Consider the following 15,342-nt stretch of genomic DNA (forward strand, 5'->3'; position numbering starts at 1 on the left):
GAGAGCCGTCAAGGCAGTGTCCTAAACCCGGATCACTCGGTTAGATGAGTGTGGACACCAGAACGCCCCGGCCGGGGTTCGACGATCAGCCCCCGCTGAGCATGGTCAAGGTGGATTCCGATCCCGCCCAGGTGATCGTGAACCACGCCAGCTTCCGTGTGCGGCTCGCGCCGGCCCCGCAGCCGAGGTTCGCGGCCGGCGCCCGCACCGCGGCCCTGTCCGGAGCCGGGATCGCGGCCGGAGCAGGAGCCGCGGCCCGGGCGGGCGGCCCGCGCCGGCGCCCCGTCGTGTGGACCGGGAAGTCGTCCCCGGGCGCGACCGGCCTCCTCCAGGCCGTGCGCGAGTCCTCCGTCGCCACGCTCGAACCGGTCGGCGGCCACGGGGGCCGGGACGCCGGCGCCACGCAGGCGATCCCGCGCGTCGGCGACACCATGCCCACCCCCGTGGTGCCCGCCGGTCCGCTGCTGCCCCCGATGCGGCGCGCCGAGGGCGCCTACGACGACCTGTACGAGCCGCGGCCCGGGCCGGAGGAGCCGTACGGCGCCGAGGAGGAGCGGCCCGGCCGGGCCGACCGGCGCGGCGGGCAGGACTCCGTCCGGCACGCCTACTACCCCGGCCGCCGGATGAACCTCGGCGTCGTCCTCCTCCCGCTCCGCGTCTTCCTCGGCCTCATCTCGGTCTACGCGGGCATGGGCAAGCTCTGCGACCCCGTCTACTTCGACGGCGGCGAGCGCGGCTCCATGGTGAAGTGGCTCAACTCCCTCCACCCCTGGGCCCTCGCCGAACCGCTCCGCGACTTCGCCCTCCAGCACCCCGTCGGCGCCGGACTCACCGTCGCCTTCCTCCAGGTCGTCGTCGGCGTCCTCACCATCCTCGGCCTCTGGCAGCGGGTCGCCGCCGTCGTCGGCGCCCTGCTCTCCGCCGCGCTGCTGCTCACCGTGAGCTGGAAGAGCGTCCCGGTCTACGACTCCGCCGACATCATCTACCTGGCCGCCTGGTCGCCGCTGATCATCGCGGGCGCCCCCGTCTACTCGCTCGACGGCCGTCTCGCCGGGGAGGCCTGGCGCACCCTCGGCCCCCGCGCCGACCTCCTGGACCTGCGCCGCCGGGTGCTGCGCCGCGGCACCCTCCTCGCCGCCGTCGTCGTCGGCCTCACCCTCCTCGTCGGCTCCGTCCTCGGCGGCGCGGTCCGCTCCACCGAGATGGTCACCGTCCCGGGCCCCAACGACGACCCGATCAACCACCTCCCCGGCCGTCCGCTCCAGGAGCCGCGCGGCGACGCCCCCTCCCGGCCGGCGTCCGACACGCCCAAGCCGGCCGCGACCGCCGAGAAGACCACCGAGGCCCCGGCCAAGAGCGAGCGGACCCGGGAGGCGGAGCGCACGAGCGAGCCGACCCGCGAGTCCACCCGCACCCAGGAGCAGCGCCCGACCGCCACGCAGGGCGCCGGCACCGGCTCCGGCGGCCGCACGCCCACCCGGTCGGACCCGGAGCCCCCGCCGTCCACCAGCGACACCCCGAGCAGCACGGGCGGCACGTCGGGCGGCGGCTCCACGGGCTCGACCGGCTCGACGGGCACGCCGTCCGAGAGCGGCCCGACGTCGGGCGGCGGGGACGGCGGCGCCCGGAACCCGATCGGCGGTTTGCTGGGCTGAGGTCGCGTCCGTACGGATGGCGTCCGTGGGCACGGCGTCCGTGGGCACGGCGTCCGTGGGCACGGCGTCCGTACGGACAGGAAAGGGCGGTCCCGCTGCGCAGCGGGACCGCCCTTCCGCGTGCCGTGCAGCCGGAGCCCGTCCGCCCGCCCGTCCGCGCGTCTGCTCGTCCGCCCGTGTGTCAGACCTTCTGCGCGGCGAGCTCCTTGGCGGCCTCGGTGAGGTCCTTGGCGGTGTCGATGGCCCGCCAGTACGCCCCCTGGGGCAGCGGGAAGCCGGCCAGGCGCCGCTCGCGGGCGAGGTGGGGGAAGGTGGTCCGCTCGTGGTCGCCGAGGTCGGGCAGGAACTCGGTGAAGTCGGCGGAGAAGACGTACACGCCGGCGTTGATGAGGAACGGCGACGGCGGCGCCTCGATGAAGTCGGTGATGTGCCCGAAGGTGTCGGTCTCGACGGCGCCCCACGGGATGCGGGGGCGGGCCAGGGCGAGGGTGGCGAGGGCGTCGCGCTCGGCGTGGAAGGCGGCCATCTCGCGCAGCGAGAAGCGGGTCCAGATGTCGCCGTTGGTGGCGTACCAGGGCTCGTCGGGCGAGGGGAGGCGCTGGGCGGCGTACTTGAGGCCGCCGCCGCGGCCCAGGGGCTCGGTCTCGACGACCGTCGTCACGTCGAGGGGGAGGTCGGCGGTGGCGAGCCACTCCTGGAGGACCTCGGCGAGGTGGCCGCAGGAGACGACGGCGTGGGTCACGCCCTCGGCGGCCAGCCAGGAGAGCTGATGGCCGATGATCGGGGTCCCGGTGCCCGGGATCTCGACCATCGGCTTGGGGCGGTCGTCGGTGTAGGGGCGCAGCCGCGAGCCCTGGCCGCCCGCCAGGACCACGGCCTGCGTCGGAGTGGAGTGCATACGGGGAACGATAGGCGCCCGGTGCGCGATCCCCGCGCCACGGGCCCGGCGCGCGGGGGCCCGGGGACGGGCCCGGTACGTGGCGCGGTGACGGGCGCTGTACGTGGCGCGGGGACGGGCCCGGCGGGCGGGGCGGCGGGCCCGGTGCGCGGTGGCCCCGTGACGTGTCCGGCGCGTGGGGCGGCGTGCTCGGTTCGCCGCCCGGCGACGGGTCCGGCCCGTGGCGCGGGTGCCGGGCTCAGCTCGCGCGCATGACGCCGGTCGCGTACGAGGTGTCGCAGACCGGGCGGGAGAAGGACTGGGCGCGGGCGGCGCCGTAGCGCTGGACGGCGGCGCGGCCGAGGTCGCGGGCGATCGACATGCAGTGCTGGGCGAGAGAGGGCCGGTTCTCGACCTCGCGCTGGAGGTGCGTGAGGGCGGTGCCGGGGTCCTTCGCCCGCAGCTCGGCGAGGAGCTGGTCGCGCAGGACGTCCTGCGGGGCACGGGACTTGGCCGGGGCGGAGACGTCCTTGGCGGACGCGGTGAGCTGGGTCGCGGAGTCCTGGCCGGCCCACGGAACGGCGGACACCGCGAGCGTTCCCGAGAGCACCAGGACGACGGGCAGGACGAGGGCGAGGGAGCGGCCGATTCGGCGGGCAGAGTGGGTCACGCAGGCGAGCGTAGCGGGCGGTAGTGATATGGCGACATTTAGTCACTCTCGCGGGGGATGGTTCGAGGCGGCTTTTCGAATTCCGTGTTGACGCGGGAGGGGGGCCCGGGGTGGGCGCGGGCCCGGAATGCCGGGGTTTTCCACCGTAAACCCCTTGGGGAAGGCCGAATGGCCGAACGGCCCCGCGTCCACCCGGACGCGGGGCCGTTCTCGTCGCCTGCGGGTCAGTCGCTGAGGCGGGCGCCCGTGGAGGTGGAGAAGACGTGCAGCTCGCCGGCGCGGGGCACGACGTGGAGGGTGGAGCCCTTGGCGGGGACGTCGCGGCCGCCGACGCGGACGACCAGGTCCTTGTCCTCGCCGCCGACGCGGGTGGAGCCGTAGACGAAGCCGTCGGAGCCGAGCTCCTCGACGACGTTCACGGTGACGGCGAGGCCGTCCTTGCTCGTCGGGCCCGAGACGTCGAAGTGCTCGGGGCGGACGCCGACGGTGACGGTGGTGTCGCCGTTGGCGGAGGCGGCGGCGATGGCGTCGCGGGAGACCGGGACGACGCTGTTGCCGAACTTCACGCCGCCGTCGGTGATCGGGACCTCGACCAGGTTCATGGCGGGGGAGCCGATGAAGCCGGCGACGAAGAGGTTCGCGGGCTTGTCGTACATGTTGCGCGGGGAGTCGACCTGCTGGAGCAGACCGTCCTTGAGGACGGCGACGCGGTCGCCCATGGTGAGGGCCTCGGTCTGGTCGTGGGTGACGTAGACCGTGGTGATGCCCAGACGGCGCTGGAGGCTCGCGATCTGCGTACGGGTCGAGACGCGGAGCTTGGCGTCGAGGTTCGACAGCGGCTCGTCCATGAGGAAGACCTGCGGCTCGCGGACGATGGCGCGGCCCATGGCGACGCGCTGGCGCTGACCGCCGGAGAGCGCCTTCGGCTTGCGGTCGAGGTACTCGGTGAGGTCGAGCATCTTCGCGGCCTCTTCGACCTTGGCGCGGATCTCGGCCTTGTTGACGCCGGCGATCTTGAGCGCGAAGCCCATGTTGTCGCCGACGGTCATGTGCGGGTAGAGCGCGTAGTTCTGGAACACCATGGCGATGTCCCGGTCCTTGGGCGGCAGGTGCGTGACGTCGCGGTCACCGATGCGGATGGAGCCGCCGTTGACGTCCTCCAGGCCGGCGAGCATGCGCAGGGAGGTCGACTTGCCGCAGCCGGAGGGCCCGACGAGGACGAGGAACTCGCCGTCGGCGATCTCGATGTCGAGCTGGTCGACGGAGGGCTTGGTGGCACCGGGGTACACCCGGGTCGCCTTGTCGAAAGTGACGGAAGCCATGGTGATGTGTCCCTTCACCGGCAGGAACGTGCCGGACGATCCGAGTAAAGGAAGGATTGAGGTCTAGTCCACCTGGGTGAACCACGGGTGACGCTACCTGGCGGCGCGGGATCTGTCAGCACTCCCCGCCCCGTGAGATTCCCGACCACCACGGGAGCGTCGTTGGATACACTGCACGGGCTGCCTCCTTAGCTCAGCTGGCCAGAGCACCGCTCTTGTAAAGCGGGGGTCGTCGGTTCGAACCCGACAGGGGGCTCCAGGTAGGAACGTCGAAGACCCCCAACCAATCTTGGTTGGGGGTCTTTGACATCCACAGGTGACATCAACGGGAGCGGTCGGGCCGTTTCCGCGTGAGGAGCCGGTCCATGTGGCTGATGGCCTCGCGCTGCGTGTCCTGGACGACGTGGGTGTACACGTCCATGGTCAGGCTGATCTGGCTGTGGCCCAGGATCTCCATCACGACGCGGGGCGCGACCCCGGCCGCGGTGAGGAGCGTGGCGCAGCCGTGCCGGGCGTCGTGGAGGCGGATGAGGCGGAGGCCGGCCGCCTCGCTGACGCGGACGAAGGAGCGGTGCACGTTGCGGGGCTCGACGGGACGACCGGAGCGGGTGGCGAAGACATAGCCCGTGGCCGTCCACTCGGTGCCGACCGCTTCGTACGTCGCCTTCTGACGCATCCGGTGCCAGCGCAGCGGAGCCAGGCACATGGCGGGGAGCGGGATCGCCCGGGAGCGGCGTCCCTTGGTCTCGTCGTTGTAGAGGACCCCGCGACGACGCTGGACCTGCTGGCGGACCAGGAGGACGCGGTTCTCCAGGTCGATGTCGTTCCAGCGCAGTCCGACGATCTCGCCCCGGCGCAGCCCCATCGCGATGGCGAGCACGAAGGCGGCGTACAGCGGGTCCCGGCGGGCGGCGGCGAGGAAGTCGAGCGTCTCGTCGAGGGACCACGGGCTCAGGTCGCGTACGGCGGCCCTGGGCGGTTCCACGAGCTTGGCGACGTTCCGGACGATCAACTCCTCCCGGCAGGCGGCGGAGAGGGCGGTCCGCAGCACGCGGTGGGACTCCTTGGCGGTGGCCGCGGTGGTCTTCTTCTCCAACTGGAGCAGGAAGCGCCGGACGTCGGGGACGCTCAGCGACTCCAGCCGCTTCGTGCCGAGCATGGGGGAGAGGTAGAGCCGCACGTGCGCCTCGTACTTGTCGTACGTGCTGAGCTTGCGGCGCGGCCGGACGACGCTCTCCAGCCAGTACGTCAGCCACTCGGAGAGCTTCGCCGAGCGGGTGGGCACGGGGGTGCCGCTCGCGACCTTGTCGAGGAGCGCGCGCCGCTTGGTGTCGCACTCGGCCCAGGTCTTGCCGTAGGCGAACTTACGGGCACGGGTGCCGTCGGGCTGGAGGACGTAGACGGCGGCCTGGAAGCGTCCGTCCTTCCGCTGGGTGATGGTGCCGGCGCCGTTCGGGTTGCGCTTGCGCTGGGTGGCCATCAGGCTGCCTCCTCGATCTCGTACGAGATGAAATCCCGGACGGCGTCGACCGGGATGCGGCGCGCACGGCCGACGGTGATCGAGGTGAGGCGGCGCGAGCGGATGAGGTCGTAGACGGTGGAGCGTCCGAGCTTGAGCCGGGCCATGACCTCGGGCACGGTCAGCAGTTCGTCGGTGGTGGCGGTGGTCATGCCGCGGCTCCTTCCGGTGTCTCCGGGGCGAGTTGGTCGCGCAGGGCTTCCCGGGCGGTCTGGCGGTTGAGCCGGATTCCGCGCGAGATGGTCGCGGCGAGGGCGGCCTCGCCGGGAGTGTGGCCGTGCCCGGCGTACTGCCAGGAGGCGAGGACGAGCACGGTGTCCGGATCGGCGTCCACGCGTTCCTGAGCGGCGCGGTAGTCGGCGCGGATCTGGCGGAGGGTGCCGAGAGTGGTCGAGTAGCGACGGGACTTGGTGGAGAAGTGACCGCGGAAGCCGAGCATGTGGGCCCAGGCGGTGAGCTTGCGGTCCGGGTAGAGCGGGGCCAGGTCGAGGCAGGCCTCGATGAGGCGGCGGGGATGGTCGGCCACGTCCAGGAGGTCGAGCACCTCCCGGTTGCCGATCCGCCGGTCGAGGCTGCCGGTGGTCTCGGCGGCCTTGGTGGCGTACTTGGCGACGTACGCGGCCACGGCCTGTTCGGTGATGTCGGAGCCGTCCCCGAACGCCTTGACCGGGCGGATGTCGAGCTGTCGTCCCCACTGGAACCGCCGGCGCGGCTGGTCCCCGGCAGCCGGGACGGTGATGGTCGTGTACGCGTGGACGGCGGCGGCGCGAATCGCGTCGTTAAGGAGCTGCACAGTGGCCCACGAGGGCGGGACGGTGCCGGGGCCGTTCGGTCCGTCGAGCCGGATCACGGCGTGGAAGTGGATGGCGCCGCGCTTCTGGAACTCGGCGACCTTCCCGTACGAAACCCGTAAGACGTCCTTCAGCTCGCGCTGAGTGAGCCCGGCACGGGCGGCGAGTTCGCGCCGCAGCCGGTTGGTGAAGCGCTGCCAGAGCTGACCGGCGTGGTTGTTGAAGAGGACGGCTCCGGCGTAGTCGTACGACTCGGGGTCGAGCGCCGTGCCCAGGACGGAGTCGTTCTCCGAGTGACGGGCGCCGCAGCGGCAGGCGCCGCGGTCGGGCCGGTTGTGCACGGGACCGAAGGACGGGGCCGTGAGGGTGGCGAAGACCCGGGGGTGGTCGCGGACCGTCGCAGGGACGTCCTTGGACTCGTCACCGGCCAGGCCCGCGCGGATCAGGTGGTACGTGTCCCCCGCGTACGTGTGGGCGCAGGAGGGGCAGCGGGAGGCCCTGCGGTTGCCGCAGGCGACGCGGAGACGGCCACCAGGCTCGGCCTCCGTGGAGTAGCGGCGGAGGGTCTCGCCGGACGTGCGGTCCTTGGCGAGGGACCAGCCGGTCAGGTGCACGGGGTCGGAGCAACCGCCGGTGCGGTGCACCTGGTCCCGCCAGCGGTCGAAGTCGGGAGCGGCGGCGACGCGGAGGACGTCGTGGAGGGTGGCCGGGTCCAGGCCCGCCGCGGTGGCGGCGGCGCGCTGATCCATGATGGGTGTTCCTTCCGGTTGAGAGATCGGTGAGGGGTACGGCTCCCGGGCGGCGGATGCTTGGCGGTATCGAGGCCGCCCGGGGGCCGGTCAGCGGCGCTTGGCCGAGGACGCGATCAGCGAACGGACGACGACGGCGCAGACGGCGACCGATGCGGCCGTGACGGCGGTCGCGAGGAGCATCGAGACCAGGATCGTTCCGACGACCAGGACGACGGCGGTGCCGGCGCCGATGACGGCGAGCGCGGTGCCGGGGGTGATCTGGACGGTGGGGCGCTGGGCGACCGGAGCCGGGGGCGTCTGCACGGGCTCGACGGCGGTCGACCGGACGACGGCGGGCGGGGAGACGAGGCCGGTCGGCGTCGGCATGGTCGGGATCTTGGGTCGGAGCATGAGGTGGTTCTCCCTTCCGGGTCGGGTCACTTGGAGATCGCGGTGTCGATGACGGGGGCCAGCAGGCTGTCGGCGAGGAGGAAGCCGCCGAGGAGGAGCACGGCGACGAGCCACCAGGGCGGGCGGATGAGCTTGATGCCGAGGGCGCCGACGACGACCAGGGCGAGCCAGAGCGGGACGTCCACGAGCGGTGTCCGTTCAGTCGGAGATGCAGCAGCGGTGGGTACGGGCCGCGAGCTGTGCGGCGGAGGAGCTGGAGTAGTCGGAGGACCAGCCGCAGCGGTCGGAGGTGCAGACGGCGGCGTACTTGGTGCGGCCGTGGCGGTCGCGGTGTGTGCCGATCTGTACGGGACCGATGCGCATGACGGAGTGGAAGTGGTCGCGAGGGGCCATGGCGTTCTCCGTTCTGATCAGGAGAGTTGGGCGGCGATGACGTCCGCCATGGGCGCGGGGACGCCGAGACGGGCGCGCAGGGTGTCGGTGTCGATGGGGTGGCCCGTACGGGCGCGGTGGTCGTCGGCGAGCTTGCGGGCGTGCTCGACGAGGGCGGCGGGGACGGGCACGGGGGGTGCGGTCGCCGGCGCGGGCCGGGTGGGCTCCACCTCGGTGGCGGATTCGGGGTCGGGCTCGGGAACGTGCTCCGCCTCGGTCGACACGCTTTCGGTCGGCTCCGGTTCGACCACCGGGCGGGACTCTGCGGTCGTCGGAGCCGGCGAGTGCGCGAGCAGCGTGCCGCCGAGGAAGGCGACCGCGGGCCATCCGGCGACGCCGAAGCGCAGCCAGCCGGGCGGATGGGCGAGGTCGAGGAACCCGGCGGTGGCGACGTTCGCGCCGAGCGAGGCGAACAGGGAGACCAGGAACCAGCACCAAGCGAGCCGGGACGAGCCGTCCGAGCGGAGCCGACGCCAGGCGGCGACCAGGAGCAGGTCGACGGAGACGGGGTAGGCCCACGCCTTCCATCCGGTCTGACCGGCCGCGGCGGCCAGGTCGTGCAGGTGGGCGAAGGACAGCGCACCGGCGATCAGGGCTTGGACCAGCACGGCGTCGACGCGGAGCTTGCTGGTCATGTCGGCACCTCCTTTGCGGGCGTTCCGGGCATGGCGGGGTAGGGACGTGGCGCGATGCGGTCGCGCCGACCGGGTGGGGTGGGGAAGGTCAGGCGGTGGCCGGGGACTCGGCGGACGCCGGGGCCGGAACCTTGGCCGGGTGCGTGAGCGGCTCGACGGCGGGCCGGAAGGCGGCGATGTTGGGCAGGTCCGGGGTGAGGTGCGCGTACTTGTTGCAGGCGTTGACGGCCGTACGGAGCGAGGTGTGGGGCGTACGGATACGGGCCCAGCCGCCGGAGGCGTCGCCGGTGATCGCGAGGCCGGGGGACTCGACGGGGATCTGGGCGGTGGCGAGCACGGCGTCCGGTGCGATGTCGCCGAAGGCCATGTTGGCGCTGGTCTCGTCGTTGACGCGGTGGGCGGTACGGACGCTGAGCTGGGCGCGGAGCATGGTGATGCCCTTGCCGAGTTCGGAGCCGAAGCGCTGCCCGCAGATCTCCAGGTAGATGCCGGCGGCGCGGCCGAGCTGGGCGAGCCGGGCGAGTGCGGTGATGATCCGGTCCCGCCGCTTCTCCTCCTCCTTCGTGGAGAAGAGGGCGAGTTCGGCGACCTCGTCGACGAGGACGACCACGGGAACGGGACGGAGGTGGTCGGGCAGGTCCCAGATGTCGGCGGCGATGTCGGCGTCCGGGGTGTCGGCGGTGATGCGCTGTTCGGCGCGGATGAGTTGGTAGACGCCTTCCATGTACGCGATGAGGGCGTCGAGGAGGTCGGCGGCGGTGTCGGGGTTGTCGGCGAGGGCTGAGAAGCGACGGGCCAGGGGGAACAGCTCGACTCCTTGCTTGCAGTCGATCCCGATCAAGGCCACTTCCTGGGCTGCGAGTTCGGCGACCAGGTTCCGCTGATAGACGGACTTCCCGGACTTGGTGGCTCCGATCGTGAGGGCGTGCGGGGTGGTGCGGTAGTCGCGGTAGTGGACGGCGCCGTCCTCCCGCAGGGCGACCGGCAAGCGCATGGTCGAGCGCTCGAAGCCCGCGGGCATCTGGACCCGCTTGAGCACGTCGTAACCGGTCATCCGCAGTTCGACGACGCCGGAGCGGACCTCCCGCGAGGCGACGCCGTGCATGCCGAACGAGTGCCGCAGCCGGTCGCACGAGGCGGCCACGTCGAAGGCGTCCTGTCCGGGGCGGAGCCCCAGCCGTAAGACGAGGCCGGTACGGGTGGGCCGAAGCCGCAGGATGCGCGGAGCGCGGGGCTCCGGCACGGGCCGGTTGGCCATCCGGGCGATGGCGAGGCGCCAGCGGGGCGGAGGAACGGTCAGCCCACAGGCGTCCATGACCGAGGAGTACCGGACCAGGACCCGGAGGGCGGCGAGCGCGGCCCCAAAGGCCAACCAGTACCAGGCGGGCCGCCGCCACCGCAGGAGACCGGCGAGGGCGACGACGACCACCACGGCGAAGAGGATCGACCACTCCATGATCAGGCGGCCTTCGAGGTCGCCGCGCTGCCGACGAGCGACGTGACCGCGACGGCACGGAAGGCGATGCCGTGCCGACGCTGGCCGTTGAACTCGTTCTCCCAGGGCCGGGCGACCAGGCCGGTGACGGCGACCGGGGTGCCCATGACGAGGTCGGCGGAGACGCCGGTCTCCGGGACGGTCACGGTCAGGATCTCGACCTCGCCGTTCGCCGCGAACATCACGTCCACGGTCGACAGCGCGGCGCCGGTCTCGGCGTCCATGGCGCGCTCGCCGGTACGGCGGTCCTTCACCTTGGGCTGCGGGGGCTGGGCGACCATCATGGAGGCCGCGGAGGTGTCGACGGGGATCTGACGCACAGAGATCACTCCTCTAAAAGTGCTGGACTCCGTCACTCATGTATATGAGTGACATGAAGAAGAGTGCCCGACTCCTATATATGAGTCAACCCGCCCGGACGAAGAAGTCCAAGCGGGTTGAAGAGAGTTGACCGCGCGTCAGTCGGCGGCAGGAATCCGATACTCGAAGACGAACTGGTCAGCGGCCATGAGGGTGTCGCAGACCTCGACCACGCGACCGGTCTTGGTGACGGCGTTCCGCAGCAGGTGAACGACGGGCGCCCCGGGGCTCAGCGCGAGTTCGGAGGCTTCGGCCTTGGCGGCCGGCCGCGCCTGCAACGTCTCGACGAACTCAGTGAAGACGTGCCCGTCGTCCTCCAGGCGGGCGTAGATCCCGCCGGGTCCGGGGTTCTCGGAGAAGAGCTGGGGGATGTCCTTGACCACGTCCCACGGGAGGTAGGAGGAGGCGGTCTCGACGGGCACGCCGTTACGGAAGTACAGGCGCCGCCGCGCGAGCACCTGCGTACCGGTGTCGACGCCCAGCCGCTCGGCGATGTCCTCCGGCGCCTCCATCGGCCCGATGTAGAGGACGCTCACCTTGGCGGTGGCGCCGGACTGGGCGGACTCGGCGAGGTAGGCAGCCTTACCGCCCCGGCGGTGCGAGGCCCGGAACCGGTCCGAGGAGCGCAGCCGCACAGGCGGCCGGTCCTTCACGATCGACCCCTTGCCGTGCCGCGTCTCCACGAGTCCGCTCGCGCGAACCTCGACCATCGCCTTACGAATGGTCCCGCCGGCGACGCCGTACCGCTCGACGAGCTCGGACTCACTCGGCACCAGGTCGCCGGGCTTGAGAACACCGGCCTTGATCTGCTGCACGATCTCCTCGGCGATCTGGACGTACCGGGGTACGGCCCTCCCACCTCCTGCTGTCGTTCCCATAGTCCTTCTCACTCTCCTATGCTCCTGTACATGAGTAACAGCGCCCGAGAGACGACGTCAACGCCACTGCACTCCGTGTCGGTCGCGGGCGCGGTCGTACGCGAAGACGGCCGGCTCCTGGCGATCCGCCGCGCGGACAACGGCACGTGGGAGCTCCCGGGCGGGGTCCTGGAACTCACAGAAGCCCCTGAAGAGGGCGTGACCCGCGAGGTCTGGGAGGAGACCGGCATCCGGGTAGAGGTCGAGGAACTGACCGGGGTCTACAAGAACACGACCCGCGGCATCGTGGCCCTGGTCTTCCGCTGCAAGCCGTCCGGCGGCGAGGAACGAACCTCCACGGAGTCGACCGCGGTCGAGTGGCTCACCCCGGAGGAGATCACCGCCCGCATGACCGAGGTGTACGCGGTCCGCCTCCTCGACGCCCTGGACGACAAGGGCCCGCACGTCCGCAGCCATGACGGCCGGCACCTCCTGAAGAAGTCGGCATGACCAAGCCGAAGCCGGTCCGAGCCAAACGTCAGCAGACAGCGCGGTAAGAGTTTCCCTACTTCATCAAGGCGGCTCGCTCTGCTCCCCGCGCGCGGCCCGGCCCCCGGCCGGGCCTGCGCTCCTGTCTCCGCCCCGCTCCAGCCCGGCCGGCGCCCGTGCCGCGCGCACAGCAATCAGCCGCCTGATGCCAAAGAGGGGGCACGTCGTGGCTGGGGCGGTCGGCTCCACGGCTTTAGGCAGCCACTTTGGCGCGAGCCTCGAAGATCATGGCCCCAACGTCGTGCTTTACCGGGCAGGTCCACAGACTGCCCGACGCGCCGGAAGCTTAAGGGGCCATGATCACTCGCGCCAAAGCAGCTCCAGCCCAAAGCCGCTCCGCCGACCTTTCGTTGGAAGCGTTAGCTCGGCCTATCAGTCTCGTTGCTGAGTATGCAGTCGACAGACCTGAAGTCGTCATTCAGTGGCACGGTAGCGGGCGGAAGAGTGGTGATGAGGATTTCCTCGGCTGCCCCCCGACCTCGGCGCGCCGAGGCCGTGTACCGCAACGTAACTACACGTTTTGCAATATTCCAGTTCCTGACCCCGAGAATTTCCCTATCGCCCGGATTGGGTCTCATCCGATTTGCTGCATACAATCCAGAATCCGTGAGCAATTCCGGCTTGGCGTCGTACGACAAAATCCACCTAAACTGCATTCGATGATTCAGGTAATCCGCCAAGCGATAGTGCAGAAGATTGTCATCCCACTGCAAATCCGCCACAGGCGCATTCGGGTACCCTTGCGGCTCAAACGAAGTCTGATACAGCTTCTGGGATTTTTCCAAGTAGGGGGGGTCCAGATAGGCCAAGACTCGATCAGGAATTAGATCGGCATACCATTCTGGTACGTCAGCTAGCGTGTCTTTCCAATCTTTGCACCACACGTCGACCAGGCGATTTGCATCATACAGAGAGCCGACATAACGGATGCGCTCAGCCAATGCATCGACGTTATAGCGGCAACCTATTGAGTACTTAGACTCCTGTCGACGTCCCCCGATAGGTCCAGCGCTTCCGTGCAAGATTCCCGAAAAGGTGGTGCGATTCAGGAATAGGCACTTCATGGCGGTCTCGAAGCGCGCAGTCGATTCCGTCATGCCAGGCGAGGGAATCCACGAGCGCCAGAAGTCCCAACGATCCAGGGCAGTCACTCCGCCCTTGCTGACGTAGCGCGAGTATTCTTCCGCCATCCTGTCTACGAGATTCTCCGCATCGGAAGCCGCAACTTGCCAAAATGCTGCTACCAATGGATCCGCGTCAGCCAGAAGAATGCGGTTGACAACTCCAGCACCAACAAGCCGCAGGGATGTAGATGCTCCTCCGGCAAATGGCTCGACGAGCAGGTCCACTTTCCTGGTCTGGGAAGACTTCTTCGCAGCCTCAATCAACTCGCTAATGAGGCTTGACAAGCCAGTCTTGGCACCTGGATACCGAAGTGGCGTCTGGTACCTACCCATCGCAAGGGGATGCGTGAGCTGGCCTACTTCCAGATTAGCTGTTGGCCGGCCGGGGATGCTCCGCGGTGCGCTCGGAATCGCTGCAAGGCGGGCATTATGCGGCTGCGAGCTACGTCCACTGGACCGGACCTCGGAGTCACCTGAAGCACTAACCGAGCTCATGCAGCCCCTCCCACTTCGTTGCTACGGGTTCGGTGTCGACGCGCTTCCCAAGCCTAGCTTGTGCTCCGCCACCAGCCTCAACACGTCGGTGCCGACACCAATCGGGAACGCAGCCTTACCGTGTGCCACAGCGACAGGAATAATCCCATCCTGATACATGGAGGACCCTGTCCGATCGATGACGTCCAAAATGGCAGGCAGGGTCGGGTAGCCATCAGGACCGGACTGCCCCCCAGCCGCGTCGTACGCAGCACCCCGCTCAGGCATGACGGTCGGTACGACGATACGACCATCCTTTGCCCGGTAGACGAACTTCCGCCCCCAATACGTCTCTTTTCCATAGGCAGCCGGATTTTCCGTGTTCGTTATGACCTTGACTACTTCCTGATCACAAACAAGCAAGTCACCAGGCTCTAGTACATCATGACGAGCGAGCTGGCGAGCGTAATCGACCATCGCTCCGGTCTTCTCCAAACCGCAGATATACGGTCCGTTTCCCGGAGTTGTTGAAGTCATCGCCTGGAAATACTCCTGGGCGCGTCCGCGAAGTTTCGCTGGCGGTCCATACATGGCCAAGGGGCCATCCACGATGAATAGCGTGGAACGCAGCAGCTCATTCCGGGATTGCTCCCAGAGGAGGCTAGTCAGCCCGACGAGAACGAGCAGCTCCAGCACAGACATCAGTCGACCGAGGGCTGATTCGTTCGCCCCCTCTTCCGTGACTTCTTCATGAATACGAAGTACGTCAGTCGGATACAGGGGCTCCTTGCACGAAGGACAGCTTCCCCCTCGGAAGGAGACTGCAACGTCCTTGGCACTGCATTCACTGGATGGGCAGTTAACCGGGACTGTAGCCGCCGGTTTACCGGGCTGTCCATGAAGCAGAAACAGGAGGTCTAGGAGCGATTGGTTAAGCCGGTTGACCTCGACCTTCTTACTCCTAAAAATGTGGTCGAGGTTTTCCCTCCAAGACGTGCTGATGCCGACCCCTGCTCGGCTGTAAGCGCCGGCAACGGGCAGGTCCAGTGAGACCAGAGCCGTGTTGACAGCCTTCTCAATCGCAACGGGGTCAACGAAGCGCGCAGACCTTTGAAACTCCATGACCCCCAAGTCAACGTAGGCCGCAGCAGCTTGCGTGTAGCCGTACACAACGGACGGAAGCCCATCGCGAACTCGCTCAGTGATCCGAGACCCATCGATGGCAATCGCCGATGTGAGGTGTTCCGGTATGACAGGTGACGGGAACTCCCCAGCACGCTTGATTTTCGGCGCAAGCCATTTGACGTCTCCCACTTTATCCGCGGGGACATAGAAGCTTGCCCTATCAGCAAGGGCACGGAGTGCTGCAGTTGTGTGACCTACACGTGACGCCCGCTCCGGGGCACCATTCACAGTTTCGTAGCCCATGGCACTTCCGCT

The 15,342-nt window shown here is 69.3% G+C and carries 17 protein-coding genes and 1 tRNA gene; 3 read left to right on the plus strand and 15 right to left on the minus strand.

Translation table 11 applies throughout. The features are described 5' to 3' along the window. Positions 1 to 44: 44 nt before the first annotated feature. A complete protein-coding gene (locus ACIQKA_RS27240) occupies positions 45 to 1,655 on the plus strand; it encodes a DoxX family membrane protein (protein WP_383444018.1) in 1,611 nt (536 codons plus the stop codon). Positions 1,656 to 1,836: 181 nt separating this feature from the next. Here ACIQKA_RS27240 and ACIQKA_RS27245 read toward each other — a convergent pair whose 3' ends face one another. From ACIQKA_RS27245 to ACIQKA_RS27255, 3 genes are all read right to left on the minus strand, one after another. Next, positions 1,837 to 2,553: an NDP-sugar synthase gene (locus ACIQKA_RS27245; protein WP_383431379.1), complete on the minus strand. Its 717-nt coding sequence runs from the start codon at positions 2,551 to 2,553 to the stop codon at positions 1,837 to 1,839. Between the two features lie 238 nt (positions 2,554 to 2,791). Continuing rightward, positions 2,792 to 3,202 (minus strand): hypothetical protein, encoded by a 411-nt coding sequence (locus ACIQKA_RS27250; protein WP_383151732.1) that lies wholly within the window; start codon positions 3,200 to 3,202, stop codon positions 2,792 to 2,794. Positions 3,203 to 3,426: 224 nt separating this feature from the next. Beyond that, the gene (locus ACIQKA_RS27255) at positions 3,427 to 4,524 is read right to left on the minus strand and encodes an ABC transporter ATP-binding protein (protein ID WP_383151731.1); all 1,098 of its coding nucleotides are present in this window, start codon (positions 4,522 to 4,524) and stop codon (positions 3,427 to 3,429) included. A gap of 182 nt (positions 4,525 to 4,706) precedes the next feature. On the opposite strand from ACIQKA_RS27255, the gene ACIQKA_RS27260 reads away from it, so the two are divergent. Continuing rightward, a tRNA-Thr gene (locus tag ACIQKA_RS27260) sits at positions 4,707 to 4,783 on the plus strand. A gap of 63 nt (positions 4,784 to 4,846) precedes the next feature. On the opposite strand, the gene ACIQKA_RS27265 is transcribed toward ACIQKA_RS27260, so the two are convergent. The 10 genes from ACIQKA_RS27265 to ACIQKA_RS27310 all read right to left on the minus strand — a co-directional run bounded on the left by ACIQKA_RS27265 (position 4,847) and on the right by ACIQKA_RS27310 (position 11,776). Beyond that, a complete protein-coding gene (locus ACIQKA_RS27265; RefSeq protein WP_402542676.1) occupies positions 4,847 to 6,004 on the minus strand; it encodes a tyrosine-type recombinase/integrase in 1,158 nt (385 codons plus the stop codon). Beyond that, positions 6,004 to 6,195, minus strand: a complete 192-nt coding sequence (locus ACIQKA_RS27270; RefSeq protein ID WP_121828088.1) for a helix-turn-helix domain-containing protein — start codon at positions 6,193 to 6,195, stop codon at positions 6,004 to 6,006. The genes ACIQKA_RS27265 and ACIQKA_RS27270 overlap by 1 nt, the downstream gene beginning before the upstream one ends. After that, the gene (gene repSA / locus ACIQKA_RS27275) at positions 6,192 to 7,583 is read right to left on the minus strand and encodes a replication initiator protein RepSA (protein WP_402542677.1); all 1,392 of its coding nucleotides are present in this window, start codon (positions 7,581 to 7,583) and stop codon (positions 6,192 to 6,194) included. Before repSA ends, ACIQKA_RS27270 begins: the two co-directional genes overlap by 4 nt. A 90-nt stretch (positions 7,584 to 7,673) precedes the next feature. Further along, positions 7,674 to 7,976 (minus strand): SpdD-like protein, encoded by a 303-nt coding sequence (locus ACIQKA_RS27280; RefSeq protein WP_402542679.1) that lies wholly within the window; start codon positions 7,974 to 7,976, stop codon positions 7,674 to 7,676. Between the two features lie 26 nt (positions 7,977 to 8,002). Then, positions 8,003 to 8,161 (minus strand): hypothetical protein, encoded by a 159-nt coding sequence (locus ACIQKA_RS27285; RefSeq protein ID WP_104860443.1) that lies wholly within the window; start codon positions 8,159 to 8,161, stop codon positions 8,003 to 8,005. A 13-nt stretch (positions 8,162 to 8,174) separates the two neighbouring features. Further along, complete coding sequence (locus ACIQKA_RS27290; protein WP_402542680.1) at positions 8,175 to 8,369, minus strand: mobile element transfer protein; 195 nt, start codon at positions 8,367 to 8,369, stop codon at positions 8,175 to 8,177. A 17-nt stretch (positions 8,370 to 8,386) separates the two neighbouring features. Then, a complete protein-coding gene (locus tag ACIQKA_RS27295; RefSeq protein WP_402542682.1) occupies positions 8,387 to 9,043 on the minus strand; it encodes a DUF2637 domain-containing protein in 657 nt (218 codons plus the stop codon). An 88-nt stretch (positions 9,044 to 9,131) separates the two neighbouring features. Continuing rightward, a complete protein-coding gene (locus ACIQKA_RS27300; protein ID WP_402542684.1) occupies positions 9,132 to 10,499 on the minus strand; it encodes an FtsK/SpoIIIE domain-containing protein in 1,368 nt (455 codons plus the stop codon). A 2-nt stretch (positions 10,500 to 10,501) separates the two neighbouring features. Next, positions 10,502 to 10,858, minus strand: coding sequence for a hypothetical protein (locus ACIQKA_RS27305; RefSeq protein WP_402542728.1), 357 nt, complete (start codon positions 10,856 to 10,858; stop codon positions 10,502 to 10,504). A gap of 138 nt (positions 10,859 to 10,996) precedes the next feature. Continuing rightward, the gene (locus ACIQKA_RS27310) at positions 10,997 to 11,776 is read right to left on the minus strand and encodes a GntR family transcriptional regulator (RefSeq protein WP_383430917.1); all 780 of its coding nucleotides are present in this window, start codon (positions 11,774 to 11,776) and stop codon (positions 10,997 to 10,999) included. Between the two features lie 18 nt (positions 11,777 to 11,794). Between ACIQKA_RS27310 and ACIQKA_RS27315 the strand changes: the two genes are divergently transcribed. After that, on the plus strand, positions 11,795 to 12,265 hold the full coding sequence (locus ACIQKA_RS27315; protein WP_402542685.1) for an NUDIX hydrolase: 471 nt from the start codon (positions 11,795 to 11,797) through the stop codon (positions 12,263 to 12,265). A gap of 398 nt (positions 12,266 to 12,663) precedes the next feature. Here ACIQKA_RS27315 and ACIQKA_RS27320 read toward each other — a convergent pair whose 3' ends face one another. Continuing rightward, entirely contained in the window at positions 12,664 to 13,923 is a 1,260-nt protein-coding gene (locus tag ACIQKA_RS27320) for a DNA adenine methylase (protein ID WP_402542686.1), read from the minus strand. 21 nt (positions 13,924 to 13,944) lie between these two features. Next, the gene (locus ACIQKA_RS27325; RefSeq protein ID WP_402542687.1) at positions 13,945 to 15,330 is read right to left on the minus strand and encodes a hypothetical protein; all 1,386 of its coding nucleotides are present in this window, start codon (positions 15,328 to 15,330) and stop codon (positions 13,945 to 13,947) included. Positions 15,331 to 15,342 lie beyond the last annotated feature (12 nt).

Source organism: Streptomyces sp. NPDC092045 (assembly GCF_044756005.1).
Classification (GTDB): Bacteria; Actinomycetota; Actinomycetes; order Streptomycetales; family Streptomycetaceae; genus Streptomyces.

Excerpts from the sequence above, each read along its gene's own strand:
- ACIQKA_RS27245 (WP_383431379.1), bottom strand. The coding sequence starts at position 2,553 with ATGCACTCCACTCCGACGCAGGCCGTGGTCCTGGCGGGCGGCCAGGGC.
- ACIQKA_RS27270 (WP_121828088.1), bottom strand. The coding sequence starts at position 6,195 with ATGACCACCGCCACCACCGACGAACTGCTGACCGTGCCCGAGGTCATG.
- ACIQKA_RS27300 (WP_402542684.1), bottom strand. The coding sequence starts at position 10,499 with ATGGAGTGGTCGATCCTCTTCGCCGTGGTGGTCGTCGTCGCCCTCGCC.
- repSA (WP_402542677.1), bottom strand. The coding sequence starts at position 7,583 with ATGGATCAGCGCGCCGCCGCCACCGCGGCGGGCCTGGACCCGGCCACC.
- ACIQKA_RS27255 (WP_383151731.1), bottom strand. The coding sequence starts at position 4,524 with ATGGCTTCCGTCACTTTCGACAAGGCGACCCGGGTGTACCCCGGTGCC.
- ACIQKA_RS27315 (WP_402542685.1), top strand. The coding sequence starts at position 11,795 with ATGCTCCTGTACATGAGTAACAGCGCCCGAGAGACGACGTCAACGCCA.
- ACIQKA_RS27295 (WP_402542682.1), bottom strand. The coding sequence starts at position 9,043 with ATGACCAGCAAGCTCCGCGTCGACGCCGTGCTGGTCCAAGCCCTGATC.
- ACIQKA_RS27280 (WP_402542679.1), bottom strand. The coding sequence starts at position 7,976 with ATGCTCCGACCCAAGATCCCGACCATGCCGACGCCGACCGGCCTCGTC.
- ACIQKA_RS27320 (WP_402542686.1), bottom strand. The coding sequence starts at position 13,923 with ATGAGCTCGGTTAGTGCTTCAGGTGACTCCGAGGTCCGGTCCAGTGGA.
- ACIQKA_RS27290 (WP_402542680.1), bottom strand. The coding sequence starts at position 8,369 with ATGGCCCCTCGCGACCACTTCCACTCCGTCATGCGCATCGGTCCCGTA.
- ACIQKA_RS27310 (WP_383430917.1), bottom strand. The coding sequence starts at position 11,776 with ATGGGAACGACAGCAGGAGGTGGGAGGGCCGTACCCCGGTACGTCCAG.
- ACIQKA_RS27240 (WP_383444018.1), top strand. The coding sequence starts at position 45 with ATGAGTGTGGACACCAGAACGCCCCGGCCGGGGTTCGACGATCAGCCC.
- ACIQKA_RS27325 (WP_402542687.1), bottom strand. The coding sequence starts at position 15,330 with ATGGGCTACGAAACTGTGAATGGTGCCCCGGAGCGGGCGTCACGTGTA.
- ACIQKA_RS27265 (WP_402542676.1), bottom strand. The coding sequence starts at position 6,004 with ATGGCCACCCAGCGCAAGCGCAACCCGAACGGCGCCGGCACCATCACC.